A 12,931-nucleotide genomic window follows, 5' to 3' on the forward strand; every position below is an offset into this window, starting at 1 on the left:
CGGGCGCGCTCGAAGCGACGCGTCATGAACGCGTTCCACAGCGCCTCGTCGAGCCGGTCGGCGGACAGTAGCAGCTCCGCGAGCACCGAGGCGTCCTCCAAGCACATCGCCGCGCCCTGGGCCAGCGTGGGCGGGCAGCAGTGGGCCGCGTCCCCGGCCAGCACGACCCGGCCGCGGTGCCAGGGACCGGCGATCAGCATGTGGTCGAACCGGGTGCGATTGACCTGCGCCGAGTCCGCGAGCGCCGCGCGGACACCCCGCCACGGCCCGCCGTAGCCCTCCGCGAGCGAGCGCATTTCCGCAGCGTACGAACTCCGCGGGAGGTTCGTGCCATCCCGGGTGCGCTCGACCAGGTAGGCGTACATGCTGCGTTGCCCGGTCGGGCAGTACCCGGCGATGCAGCATCGCCCGCCGTAGACGATCTCGGTTCGAGTCACCTCCGGTGGACGTGGCACGGCCGCCCGCCAGATGTCCATTCCGGTCGGTGCGGGCCGATCCGGTATGCCGATCAGTTCCCGGGTGCGCGAGTGCAGTCCGTCCGCGCCGACGACCAAGTCGTAGTGGCCGCCGGTGCCGTCGGAGAAGGCGGCTTCGACCTGATCCGGGTGCTGCTGCAGCGACGTGATCGTGGTCGCCAGCCGCACTTCGACGCCCGCGCCGCGCACCCGGTCGATGAGCAGCCGTTGCAGCTGCGCGCGATCCGTGCCCAGCGTCGCGGGCAGCTCCGGCCCGCCGGTGCGCAGATCGTCGCCGACGTGCAGCAGCGAGCCGTCCGGTGCCCGGATGCCGAGCGAGTCGAACGGATAGCCCTGGGTGCGCAACTCGTCCCAGACTCCGACCTCGCGCAGCACCCGCAACGCGTTGCCCTGCAACGTGATCCCCGAACCGGCGGTCGCGTCCCAGTCCTGCTTGGACTCGACGAGGTCGACGGCCACACCCGCGCGGCGCAGCAGCACCGCCAAGGCGTTGCCCGTGGTACCGCCGCCGACGACGAGGACGGCTCGACTGGTGGACATGCTGACTCCTTCCACGACTCCTGCCGTGGGAACGGCGGACTACTTGACGGCGATCGGGTTCACCGGAGAACCGACCGCACCGGTGATCGGCAGGGGAGCCGCGGTGAGCCAGAACTCATGCACGCCGTCCGCGGCGCAGTCGGCGGCGAGCGCCTCCAGGTCCCACATCTCGCCGATCAGCAGGCCGATGTTCGGGATGGCGACCTGGTGCAACGGTTGGAAAGCGTGCTCGAACTCGTTGGGGCGGACCTCGAACCCCCACGTATCGGTGGCGATCGCGGCGATTTCGCTGCGGTGCAGCCAATCGGCGGTGGTGAACGACAATCCTGGTGCCGGCCCGCCCGCGTAGTCGTGCCAACCGTCCCGCTTGGCGCGGGCCAGCTGCCCGGTGCGGACCAGCACGATGTCGCCGCGGTCGAGCACCACGCCGTGCGATTCGGCGGTGTCGGTCAGCTGCCGCTCGGTGATGGCGAAGCCGTCCGGGAGTTCGCCGTCACCGATGACTCGGCCGACGTCGAGCAGCACGCCGCGCCCGGCGACGTGCGGGGCCATGTGCTGCACGCCGGTTACCAGGTCGCCATCGGAAGTGACGGTTTCCGCGGCGTCGCGGCCGTTCCACGCCTTGCCGCGATCGAAGATGTGGCCCAGCCCGTCCCATTGCGTGGAGCACTGCAGCGGCATGGAGATCACGTCGTCGGCGCCGCCGATTCCGTGCGGGAATCCCTGCTTGCCCATCGCGGCGTCGGTTCCGGTGTCCAGCATGGTGTGCACCGGGTTCGTGCGGCGGCGCCAGCCCTTCTGCGGACCGTCCATGTCGAACGGCAGCGACAGCGACAGGCTCACGCCGCGGCGGACCAGTTGCGCAGCCCCGCGACGGTTCGCCGCGTCCAGGAAGTTCAGCGTGCCCAGCCGGTCGTCGGGGCCCCACCGCCCCCAGTTGCGGCAGCGGCGGGCCGCTTCGGCCACTTCGGACTCGGGATCTTGCCGGTTCACCGCTGCTCCTCCGCGACGCAGCGGGTGCGTTGCGCGCCCAGCCCGCTGATGGTGGATTCCATGACATCGCCGCTGCGCAGCAACCGTCCCCAATGCATCCCGTTCCCGGCGGGCGAGCCGGTCAGCACCAGGTCTCCGGGCAGCAACCGCGCGGTCTGCGAGACGTAGGAGATCACCCGCGTCAGATCGAACAGCATGTCCGATGTGGACTCGTCCTGTTTGATCTCTCCGTTGAGCCGCAACGTGAGCCGCAGGTCCGACGGGTCGTCGACGAATTCCGCGGGCACCAGGTAGGGGCCGATCGGGGTGAACCCGGGAGCGTTCTTGGCGCGCAGCCAGTCCGTGCCGATCGCAGGCATGTCGCTGCGGAACACGCTCGCCCGGTCGGTGAGGTCGTTGGCGATCGTGTACCCGGCCACGTGCGCGAGGCTCTGGGCGGGCGTGATCCGGTACGCGGGCTCGCCGATCACCGCGGCCAGTTCCAGCTCCCAGTCCGGTTTCGCGCACCACGACGGCAGAACCACGTCGTCGTACGGACCGGTGATCGCGCCGGGCAGGCCGATGAACACGTAAGGCACGCCATCGGCCGCACGCCGGTCCATCACCTCGGAGATCTCCGCGCGGGCCTGCTCCGGCGGGCGCGGCTCGTCGGGGGAGCGGTGCGCGAGCTCCCGATCGATGACGTGCGGGAGGTAGTTGGCCCGGGTTTGGAAGATCTGCCGCGGCTGCACCGGCGCGTGCACCCGCAGATCTCCGATCGCGCGCCAGTCCCGCGCATCGTCGTGCGCGAGTTCGCGCAGTTCCGGCAGCACGCGCTGCCAGTTCTGCAACAGGACCTGCACCGAATGCGGGCCCGGGTCGAGGGCCCCGCGCAGGTCCAGGACCCGGTCATCGACGACGAGGCCGGGGAACGGTTCCCGCTGCTGATCGGAAAAGGTGCCCAGGGCGAACGGTGCTGGGAGCGGCATCGAGTCCTCGCTGCGCATCGGGTTCAGGCGAACTGGTTGGTGCGCTTCAACTCGTCGATGTTGATCGCCGCGGGCGGGAAGGACTCCATCATGGACTCCGGCATCCCCAGATTGCGGTAGAAGCTGACCGAACCGAGGTCCGGAGTCCAGGTGGCCGGCTCCCAGTCCGGCAGGAAGTTGCGGTATCCGCCGGAATTCAGCTCGATGCGCAACCCGCCGGGCTCGCGCACGTAGAGATAGGTGATCTCGCCGATGCCGTGCACGCCCGGACCGAACTCGATGAGCGTGTCGTCGCCCAGGAACACGTCGGCGGCGCGCAGCACGTCGCAGCGCTGATCGACCCAGAACGCGACGTGGTTGATCCGCCCGGCAACGCCCGAGAAATCCGGCACCAGGCCGAGGTCGTGTCCACTGTGGTTGGTGGTCAGCGTGGAGAACACCGTCATGTCCGAACCGAGTTCCGGAACCACCCGCGCGGTGTGCCGGTGCCCGAGGTGGCTCTTGTAGAACTCCACGTCGCGGTCGATCCCGTCGGTGCCGATCGTGACGTGGTCGATGTAGCGCACCGCGGCGCCGCGCGGCCGGTACTTCTGCGGGCGGTCGGGCATGTCCGTGCGCAGCTGCGGCGGAGCCTGGTAGCGCTCGGCCTCCCAGAACACCTCCTGCAGGTGACCGCCGGGTGCGCGGAACCGGAACGTGCGGCCCTGCCCCGCGAGGTCGTCGAACCACTCACCGCGGATCCCGGAGGACTCGACTCGCTCGGCGATGGTGGCGACGTCGTCGGGCCCTTGGGTGCGCCACCCGGCGCGGCCCATCCCGGGCTGGTCGCCTTCGGTGACCTGAACGCTGTGGTGCAGCCATTCGCCCCAGCCGCGCAGGTAGACGGAACGACCGTCGCGCGTGGTCTCCTCCAGCCCGAGGGTGTCGGTGAACCACCGCACCGTGTCGTCCGGGCGCGGGCTGAACACTTCGACGTGCGCCAGCTGGGACAGCAGAACTTCGGTCATCTTTCCTCCTTGCTCGGTCGTTCGGGCGCGCGCTCGCGGTCGTCGCGGGAACGCCGTCGATCCGGCCTGGCGCGCGAAGGACCCGGCGCGCCCTCTACTCTCACGGGCCGAGCAGGCATCGACAAAATCGATTTCCCATATGGTCAGCATTCGTGCCGTGAATCAGCATTCGTGAGGTGAACACCGGCCCGTGAACCTGAACGCACTCGACCTCAACCTCGTGCCCGTGCTGCGGGCGCTGCTGGAGGAACGCAACGTCACCCGCGCCGGGCGGCGTGTCGGGCTCAGCCAGCCCGCGACCAGCGCGGCGCTGAGCAGGCTGCGCCGCCACTTCGACGACGAGCTGCTGTCCCGCGCGGGAAACGGCTACCGGCTCACCCCGCTGGGAACGACCCTGCTGGACCGGGTGTCCTCGGCGCACGACGTGCTGGAGCGGCTGTTCGACACGCACAACCGCTTCGACCCCGCCGCTGCCGACACCGAGTTCACCTTCACGACCTCGGACTACGCGCTGGCCGTGATCGGTGAGCAGCTCTCCCGCACCATCCACGCCGAAGCCCCCGGCGTTCGCTTGCGGTTCCACCAGATCACCGTGCCCGCGGTGGACGACATCGCGGCGACGCTGGCAGGTACCGACGGCCTGTTCATGCCGCACGGTTTCCTCGCGGACTACCCGGCCGTGGAACTCTACGAGGACCGCTGGCTGTGCATGGTCGCCGCGGACAACGCGACCGTCGGCGAACGGCTCAGCCAGGACGACCTCGCCCGCCTGCCGTGGGTGGTGCTGCACCACCGGCCCACCGATTACACCCCCGCGTTGCGGCAGCTGACGATGCTGGGTGTCGAACCCCGGATCGAGGTGGTCGTGGAGAACTTCCAGTCGATGCCGTTCCTGGTGGCGGGCACCGGCCGGATCGCGCTGATCCAGCAGCGCCTCGCGCGCAAGATCGCGCCGGCCGCCGGGGTGCGATTGCTGGAATGCCCGTTCGCCGCGGTGCCGATCAAGGAAGCGATGTGGTGGCACCCCACGCACCGCCAGGACGCGCGGCACCGGTGGTTGCGGGAGGTCGTCGCGCGGGTGGGCGCGCAGGTGAACGCGAAGGGTTCCGCGGACGAATAGGCACCCGCCGATTCAACACGGGTATGCATCGTTGCCGAATCGGGTTTGGACGGGGATCCGCGAGCACTTCTACGGTCATGATCCACGGATTCCCGCGAGGGCACCGATTCTTGGCGTGCCGAGGAGTGACCGATGCAGTTCCCCTCCCAGCAGCAGGATCCCGCGCTGGCCACGGCGATCGGCAAGGTTTTCCGCCGGGTCGTGCCGCTGTTCGTGCTGATGCTGATCTGCAACCAGCTCAACCGCTCGAACATCGGCTACGCCGAGACCTACCTGGAGGCCGACGTCGGGATCGGCGCCACGGCCTACGGTTTCGGCGCCGGGTTGTTCTTCATCGCCTACGCGCTGTTCGAGTTGCCCAGCAACGTGCTGATGGAGCGCTTCGGCGCCAAGGTCTGGCTGACCCGGATCATGGTCAGCTGGGGGCTGGTGTCGGCTGCGACGGCGTTCGTGTCCAGCCCGATGATGTTCTACGTGCTGCGGTTCCTGCTCGGTGCGGCCGAAGCGGGCTTCTTCCCCGCGGTGATCTTCTACTTCACCCGCTGGCTGCCGGATTCGCACCGCGGCCGGGCGACGGCGCTGTTCGTCGCGGGCTCGTCCATCGCCGCGGCGATCTCCGGGCCGCTGTCCGGTCCGCTGCTGTCGTTGGACGGTGTCGCCGGGGCGCACGGCTGGCAGTGGTTGTTCGGGGCGGAAGGCGCGCTGTCGGTCGTGGTCGGCATCGGCGCGTTCTTCTTCCTGGACTCGAAGATCGCCGATGCGCGCTGGTTGTCGGACTCGGAGAAATCCGCGCTGACGAACGCGATTTCCGCGGAGGACGCGGCCAAGTCCACAGTGGATAGCGGAACCGGATCGCGATGGCGGCTGCTGCTGCAGCCGAAACTGCTGCTGTTCTGCTGGATCTACTTCGCCATCCAGCTTTCCATCTACGCCAACACCTTCTGGCTGCCGTCGATCGTGCGCCGCATCGACGGCACCAACGACATCACCGTCGGACTGCTGTCCTCGCTGCCGTGGATCTGCGCGGTCATCGCGATGTACCTGGCGGGCCGGGCCGGTGATCGCGCGGGCGACCGCAGGCCGCTGCTGGTGATCGCGCTGCTGACCGCCGGGGTCGGAACCTGGCTGGCGGCGGTGGTCTCGCCGTGGCCCGCGCTGGTCTTCCTGTGCCTGGCCGCGATGGGCTTCAAAAGCGCCAGTCCGCTGTTCTGGTCCATCCCGCAGCGCAGCCTGAGCCCGCGGATCGTCGCACCGGCCATCGCGGTGATCAACTCGCTGGGGAACCTGGGCGGGTTCGTCGCCCCGTTCGGCTTCGGCTTCATCAAGGACCAGACCGGCACGGTGACCTACGGGCTCCACGCCCTGGCGGTGGCGTCGTTGCTGGCCGCGGTTTCGGTGCTGCTGCTGCGGCAGCGCAGCGCCACCGGCGAGGCCGAGAAGCTCGCATCGGGTAGCTGACCGGCCGAAAGCGCCACCCGGAACATAGGCTCGCGGCCATGACGTGGTGGCATGGCGTGCTGATCGCCTTCGCGGGCTTGTGGGCGGGCACGATCAACACGGTGGTCGGCTCGGGGACGCTGGTGACGTTCCCGGTGCTCGTCGCGCTCGGGCATCCGCCGGTCACCGCGACGACGTCCAACGCGATCGGGCTGATCCCCGGTGCCGTCACCGGCGCGTACGGATACCGGCACGAGCTGGTCGGGCAGCGCCGCAGACTGGTCCGGTACGCCGTGGCGTCGCTGTTCGGCGCCATCGCGGGCACGGCGCTGCTGCTTTCCCTGCCGCAGGACGCCTTCGAGACGGTGGTACCGGCGCTGGTCGGTCTTTCGGTCCTGCTCGTCGCGATCCAGCCGCTGCTGGCCAAACATCTTCGCGCAGGCACCGGCACGCGCCGCGCAGGCCCGCTGCTGTATGTGTGGATCTTCCTGGTCGGGACCTACGGCGGCTACTTCACCGCGGCTCAGGGAATCATGCTCATCGGCGTCATGGGGTTGCTGGTCGAGGACTCGCTGCAGCGGCTCAACGGCATCAAGAACGCGCTGACCGCGGTGGTCAACATCGTGGCGGGCGCGGTCTACGCCTTCGTCGCGCCGATCAGCTGGCCGGTGGTCGGCTTGCTCGCGGTCAGCTCCACGCTCGGCGGGCTGATCGGCGCGAGGATCGGCCGCAGGCTCCCGCCTGCCGTGCTGCGCTGGACGGTCGTGGTGATCGGCGTCGTGGCGGTCGGGTGGTTGCTGGTGCGGTGAGCCGGGCACCGCGGATCGTCCGGTGCCCGGCCCGGTCCGTCACCGAACCTGCTCCGGTGCGGACTCCGCCTTCGCCCGCGCGACCCGGTCGGCGTGCGACGGCGGGTCGGAGGGCACGTGCGCGGGCCGCTTGGACTCCATTTCCTTGCGCAGCACCGGAACCACGTCCTCGGCGAGGTGGTCGATCTGCTCCAGCACGGTCTTGAGCGGCAGTCCGGCGTGGTCCATCAGGAACAGCTGGCGCTGGTAGTCGCCGACTTCCTCGCGCATGGCCGCGTAGCGCTCGATGACCTGCTGGGGGCTGCCCACGGTCAGCGGGGTGGCGGTGGTGAAGTCCTCCATGGTCGGCCCGTGGCCGTACACCGGCGCGTTGTCGAAGTACGGGCGGAACTCGTTCCAGGCGTCCTGCGAGTTCTTGCGCATGAACGCCTGCCCACCGAGCCCGACGATCGCCTGATCCGCGGCGCCGTGCCCGTAGTGCTCGAAGCGCTGCCGGTAGTGCTGGACCATCTGCTTGGTGTGGTGCATGGGCCAGAAGATGTTGTTGTGGAAGAACCCGTCGCCGTAGTACGCGGCCTGCTCGGCGATCTCCGGGCTGCGGATGGAGCCGTGCCAGACGAACGGCGGCACGCCGTCCAGCGGGCGTGGGGTGGCGGTGAAGCCTTGCAGCGGGGTGCGGAACTTGCCTTGCCAGTCGACGACCTCTTCCTCCCACAGCCGCCGCAGCAGCGCGTAGTGCTCCAGCGCCAGCGACATGCCTTGCCGGATGTCGTAGCCGAACCACGGGTAGACCGGGCCGGTGTTGCCGCGCCCCATCATCAGGTCCATCCGGCCATCGGTGATGACCTGCAGCATCGCGTAGTCCTCGGCGATCTTGACCGGATCGTTCGTGGTGATCAGCGTCGTCGAGGTGGACAGCACGAGGTTGTCGGTGGTGCCCGCCAGGTAGCCAAGCAGGGTGGTCGGGGAGGAGGCCACGAACGGCGGGTTGTGGTGCTCGCCGGTCGCGAACACGTCCAGCCCGGCCTGGTCGGCGTGCTGGGCGATCTTGAGCATCGAGCGGACCCGCTCGGTGTCGTCCGGGGTCCGGCCCGTGGTCGGGTCGGTGGTGACATCGCTGACCGTGAAGATGCCGAACTGCATCGCGCGCCTCCGTTCGCTCCGGTGCGGGCACCGCCGCCGCCCGCGCCCTGCCGTTACGTCTCCTGGAAGAGTCTTCCATGGAAGATTATTCCCGGGGCTCGCGGGCCCCGGCTCGCAGGCCGTGATGCCGGGCGGAGTGGCGGCTCGATGCGCGAACGCGGCGCGGCCTCGGCGGCTCACCCCGGCCCCCGGTGCCGCTACACGTGAAAGGTAGTTGGCCGGGGCGGGTCGCCGAATTTCCCGCGCGGCCGGAATCGGCGTGATCCGGGACTTTTTCGCTGCTGCAGCGCGTGCGCAGTCCTCTTCGAGAAGTGATCCGGGTTACACGGTCCTGGATCCGGAGAATCGCGCTCGGTAGAAAGACCGACCGGCAACGGGAAAAACCACGCTCCAGCACCGCTACGACCGGTGCCGGTACCGGACAACGGCGGCGTGCGGCCGACGCGCGCTACTCGAGAGACCACCCTGAACAGCTCGTTCAGCGGTGGTCTCGCGCGTTCGGGGTGAATTGAGATGGGACGCGTATGAGAACCGATTCGCGGAATATGAAAAGCGGCCTCGTGGAACGGCCGCCGCGGCCGCTGCCGAACGCGCGCGAATTCCTCGGGGACCTGAAACCCCGCTACGCCATCAACGGGTTCGTCGGGCTGGTCTTCTCCGCCACCAGCCCGACCGCGGTGATCCTCGCGGTCGGGCAGCAGGGCGGGCTGACCCAGGCTCAGCTGGCGTCCTGGGTGTTCGGCGTGTTCTTCCTGAACGGCAGCCTCACGGTGCTGGCCATGATGGCGGCGATCCCGATGCCGATCGTGATGGGCATGGTGGCCGGGGTGTTCCTGAGCTTCGGCCTTGACCTGGTGCACGCGCTGGCCCGCGACGCCGTGATCGCGCTCCCGATGCTGGCCGCGTTCCTGGTGCTGGCGTGCAAGCGCCGGCATGATGAGGACGGGAACCGACGTCGCCTCGCCGCGAACGGCATCATCCACACTGGATGTTCCTACTCCAGGAAATCCGCGGTGTTCCCGCTCATCAGCGAAACCAGGTAGAACGTCATCTCGTCGATCGGTTCCGGCTGCGGCTTGGCCAGCCACGCCGCCGCGGCTCCGAAGGCGGCGTGCGCCAGGAACGCCAGCACGTATTCCGGCGGGCAGTAGGCCGCGTCGATGCGGGTGCCCAGCTTCGTGAAGTCCTCGGCGAGCAGGTCGGCCAGCAGCGCGCGGCAGCGGCCGCGGAAGACCGAACCGGTCGCACCACGGCACAACAGCCGCAGCAGTTCGGCGTTGTGCTGCACGATCGAGAGAACAGCATGCACGCGGTGGGTCAGCACCGGGTACAGACCGTCGTCGATGCCGGCTTCGCGTTGCGCGCCGCGGAACGCCCGCTCCAGCTCGGCCAGGACGTCCCGGCGCAAGGTTTCGACGTAGTCGGCACCGCTGCGGTGCCTGCGGTAGAAGGTGGTCCGGCCGATCCCGGCCTTGCGCACCAGCGTCGACGTCGGCACGTGCGCGGCGACCGTGCCGGCGGCGAGTTCGATCAGCGCACGGCGCAGCGCGCGGTCGATCCGGTCCGTGTCCACTGCGCCACCTTCGCACCCGCGACCGGCCAGGTGGAACAACTCCCCGCCGGTTGTTCCGGAGGCGTTTGTGCGCCGTCCGAGGCGTACGGAGACTGGTTCTCGGAGCTCACAACGAACGGTGCCATCGAGTGCGCTTGCGCGGCCGCGACGAGTCGGCGATGTCTTGCGCAGCCGGCGCGCAGGGGAAACGCCCGGTGCGCTGGTCGCGGGATGTGGAATTCGCCGAGCGGGACTCGGGGCCGTTGCTGATGGACCTCGCCGTGCCGGAAGGTCCGGGACCGTTCCCGGCGATCCTGTGGCTGCACGGCGGTGGCTGGTTCACCGGGGACCGCACGCTCGCGCCGGAGCTCGGCCGCTTCGCCGCCAGGGGCTTCGTGATGGCCAGCGCCGAATACCGGCTCAGCGGCACCGCTCCGTTCCCGGCGCAGTGGTTCGACGTGCGCTCTGCGGTGCGGTTCCTGCGGCGCCACGCCGGGCGGTTCGGGATCGACCCGGCCGCGATCGGGTTGTGGGGCTCCTCGGCGGGCGGGCACTTGGCGGCGCTGGCAGCGATGACCGGGCATGTGGCCACTGTGGACTGTGAATCGGCCGGACAGGGCGATGCGAGCGTGCAAGCCGTCTCGGACGGGTACGGGCCGGTGGACCTGGCCGCGCTCGTCGCGGCCGCGGATTCCGGTGCGAACTCGCCGGAATCCCGGCTGCTCGGCGGGCGGGCACTTGGCGGCGCTGGCCGCGCTGACCGGCCCGCGCTAGCGGCCTTGGCCAGCCCGCTCAGCCACATCACCAGCGCCGCGCCGCCCTTCCAGATCCTGCACGGAACCGGCGACGCGCTGGTGCCGCACGCGCAAAGCGAGTCGCTGCATGCCGCGCTCGCCGCCGCGGGAGTGCCCAGCACGCTCTACCTGCTGGACGGTTTCCGGCACGGATTCCTGAACCCTGCGGGCCGGGTGGAGCTGGACGGGCCGAAGGTGATGGACGACGGGCGGCTGGCGGCCGGACCCGCCCCCGCCGACTACCGGCAAGCCCTCCCGGGGCAGCCGGAACGCTCCGGCCGGGCGCGCGTGTCGTTCGGCGCCATCGGCGACTTCTTCGCGGAACACCTGCACGGAAAAGGGAAAGCATGACCACTGACCTCGAAGCGATGCACGATCTGGATCCCGTCGTCAACCGGCTTCCCGGCGAGCCGGTGCCGTACTACCTCGCGAACGGGGAAGGGCGGCGCTACGAGCTGGACGACTTGCTGCACACGATCATCGCGCGCGCGGCGGACACGGGCGGGCTCTTCGACGCCGCCTACATCACCGGCGGCCGTGGTTCTGCGGCGCCGTTCCACGCCCATGCACACCAGCACCGCTCGTTCTACGTGTGCAGCGGCAGCGTTCAGGTGTGGCTGGGGCGATCCAGCCGAATCCTCGTGCCGGGCGACTCAGTGCACGCGCCCGCCGGGACACCGGTGGCCTACCGGATGCTCGCGCACGTGACGAAATTGCTGACCTGGGCCGCACCCGGCGGGTCGGTGGAGTTCGCCGAGAAGCTCGGCACGCCCGTGCGGCGACGGGTCCACTCCGGACGGTCGACATCGGGGGTTTCCGGGCGGCAGCGCGAAGGAATCGCAGCGCCGCTGGGCATCACCTTTCCCGCGATCGACCCGGAGCCGGTGCGGGACCACTGGGACGCCGCGCTCCCGCAAGGCGTCGAGCCGTACTTCTTGCGCGCCGGTGAGGGAGATCGTCGGGAAACCGGTGACAGCCTCAACACCTACCTCGTGCGTGGCGCGAACACCGCGGGGAACTACTTCGCCGTGGACACCTTCGGCACGCGGTCGCAGTACTTCATCCGGCACTTCCACCAGCGGCACACCGAGTCCTTCGTGTGCTTGTCCGGCCGGATCTGGCTCTACGTCAACGGACGCGAGGTCCTGCTGACCGAGGGCGACTTCGTGCACGCGCCCGCAGGCACGATCCACACGTTCGCCTTCGACGCGCACAACACCCGGATGCTCGGCATCCTCACCCCGGACGTCTTCGAGGCCTTCTTCGACGTCACCGGACGTCCCACCGACCTGCACGTGCACCCGGACGGCCCGGCCGAGCTGGCGACCGACCCGGCGGAACTCGCCGCCTCCGACCTCGACCTCGTCGTCGTCGGCCCACCACCGCAGCGGATGGCCGGCCTCGACGTCTAGGTCGCGCCAGGGCGCTGCGCGCTGTGACGACTGGGGCGGGAGCTGCGCGATATGGCGCGCTGGACTCTGCCGGCTGCTGTTGATGTTCTGACCAGGAACGATGTGCCGGATTGTGACGAAAGCAACAGGGCTCGACAGCCCATGGAATGGGCTGATTGTGCACACACTGTAGGTAGTGCTGCGTTGCTGGACCGCAGTGCAAGCGGGTGCCGGCTCGGTCACCGTCGGGGGGTTCCCGGGCCGGCACCCGCCCCTCTCCCGACCGGGGCTGCAGGCCCTCCCGCTCGAGCGATCACTCCTGCAGGACCCCCACCGCGCATTCGAGCATGAGGGCGTGCACGAACGCCTGCGGCAGGTTGCCGCGCAGTTGCCGCTGGCGCACGTCGTACTCCTCGGAGAACAGCCCGGGCGGCCCGCACGCCGCACGGTTGCGTTCGAAGCGGCGCAGCGCCCAAGCGCGGTGCCCTTGCCGCCGCTCGGCCAGGGCCAGCACGAACCCGCACATCAGGAACGCGCCTTCGTCGGGGCCCAACGGGTTGGGTGCCTGCGGGAACCGGGACACGTAGCCGTCCCGGGCCAACGTCGCGCGCACCGCATCGACCGTGTCGCCGGTGCGCGGATCGTCGGCGGGAAGGGCGCCGCGGATGAGCGGCAGCAGCAGTGCCGCGTCCGGTTCGCTC

Annotated in this window: 13 protein-coding genes; 6 read left to right on the top strand and 7 right to left on the bottom strand. The window is 69.7% G+C overall.

From position 1 onward, the window contains the following. From IJH84_RS00620 to IJH84_RS00635, 4 genes are all read right to left on the bottom strand, one after another. The coding region (locus tag IJH84_RS00620; protein WP_295138933.1) for an FAD-dependent monooxygenase at positions 1–1,016 on the bottom strand (1,016 nt) is incomplete at its 3' end. A 39-nt stretch (positions 1,017–1,055) separates the two neighbouring features. Then, on the bottom strand, positions 1,056–2,009 hold the full coding sequence (locus IJH84_RS00625) for a cyclase family protein (protein WP_295138935.1): 954 nt from the start codon (positions 2,007–2,009) through the stop codon (positions 1,056–1,058). After that, entirely contained in the window at positions 2,006–2,977 is a 972-nt protein-coding gene (locus tag IJH84_RS00630) for a fumarylacetoacetate hydrolase family protein (RefSeq protein ID WP_295138937.1), read from the bottom strand. The genes IJH84_RS00625 and IJH84_RS00630 overlap by 4 nt, the downstream gene beginning before the upstream one ends. Before the next feature lie 23 nt (positions 2,978–3,000). Then, on the bottom strand, positions 3,001–3,984 hold the full coding sequence (locus tag IJH84_RS00635; protein ID WP_295138939.1) for a VOC family protein: 984 nt from the start codon (positions 3,982–3,984) through the stop codon (positions 3,001–3,003). Positions 3,985–4,174: 190 nt separating this feature from the next. Between IJH84_RS00635 and IJH84_RS00640 the strand changes: the two genes are divergently transcribed. From IJH84_RS00640 to IJH84_RS00650, 3 genes are all read left to right on the top strand, one after another. Beyond that, positions 4,175–5,104, top strand: a complete 930-nt coding sequence (locus IJH84_RS00640; protein ID WP_295138944.1) for a LysR family transcriptional regulator — start codon at positions 4,175–4,177, stop codon at positions 5,102–5,104. 132 nt (positions 5,105–5,236) lie between these two features. Continuing rightward, entirely contained in the window at positions 5,237–6,562 is a 1,326-nt protein-coding gene (locus tag IJH84_RS00645) for an MFS transporter (protein ID WP_295138946.1), read from the top strand. Between the two features lie 38 nt (positions 6,563–6,600). Next, positions 6,601–7,350 carry a sulfite exporter TauE/SafE family protein gene (locus tag IJH84_RS00650; RefSeq protein WP_200070580.1) on the top strand — a complete coding sequence of 250 codons (750 nt, stop codon included), beginning with the start codon at positions 6,601–6,603 and terminating at the stop codon, positions 7,348–7,350. A gap of 39 nt (positions 7,351–7,389) precedes the next feature. Here IJH84_RS00650 and IJH84_RS00655 read toward each other — a convergent pair whose 3' ends face one another. Beyond that, entirely contained in the window at positions 7,390–8,493 is a 1,104-nt protein-coding gene (locus IJH84_RS00655) for an LLM class flavin-dependent oxidoreductase (RefSeq protein ID WP_200070579.1), read from the bottom strand. A gap of 560 nt (positions 8,494–9,053) precedes the next feature. Here IJH84_RS00655 and IJH84_RS00660 point away from each other — a divergent pair. Beyond that, a complete protein-coding gene (locus IJH84_RS00660; RefSeq protein ID WP_295138950.1) occupies positions 9,054–9,536 on the top strand; it encodes a benzoate/H(+) symporter BenE family transporter in 483 nt (160 codons plus the stop codon). Here IJH84_RS00660 and IJH84_RS00665 read toward each other — a convergent pair. Continuing rightward, complete coding sequence (locus tag IJH84_RS00665) at positions 9,488–10,066, bottom strand: hypothetical protein (RefSeq protein ID WP_295138952.1); 579 nt, start codon at positions 10,064–10,066, stop codon at positions 9,488–9,490. The two genes, IJH84_RS00660 and IJH84_RS00665, sit on opposite strands and share 49 nt — an antisense overlap. A 158-nt stretch (positions 10,067–10,224) precedes the next feature. Between IJH84_RS00665 and IJH84_RS00670 the strand changes: the two genes are divergently transcribed. Beyond that, complete coding sequence (locus IJH84_RS00670) at positions 10,225–11,190, top strand: alpha/beta hydrolase (protein ID WP_295138954.1); 966 nt, start codon at positions 10,225–10,227, stop codon at positions 11,188–11,190. Beyond that, positions 11,187–12,251, top strand: a complete 1,065-nt coding sequence (locus IJH84_RS00675) for a quercetin 2,3-dioxygenase (protein WP_295138956.1) — start codon at positions 11,187–11,189, stop codon at positions 12,249–12,251. Before IJH84_RS00670 ends, IJH84_RS00675 begins: the two co-directional genes overlap by 4 nt. 292 nt (positions 12,252–12,543) lie before the next feature. Here IJH84_RS00675 and IJH84_RS00680 read toward each other — a convergent pair. Next, positions 12,544–12,931 (bottom strand): glycoside hydrolase family 15 protein (locus IJH84_RS00680; protein WP_367268928.1); only part of this gene is annotated, 388 nt, incomplete at its 5' end.

This window comes from Saccharopolyspora sp., assembly GCF_017434145.1.
Classification (GTDB): Bacteria; Actinomycetota; Actinomycetes; order Mycobacteriales; family Pseudonocardiaceae; genus Saccharopolyspora_C; species Saccharopolyspora_C galaxeae.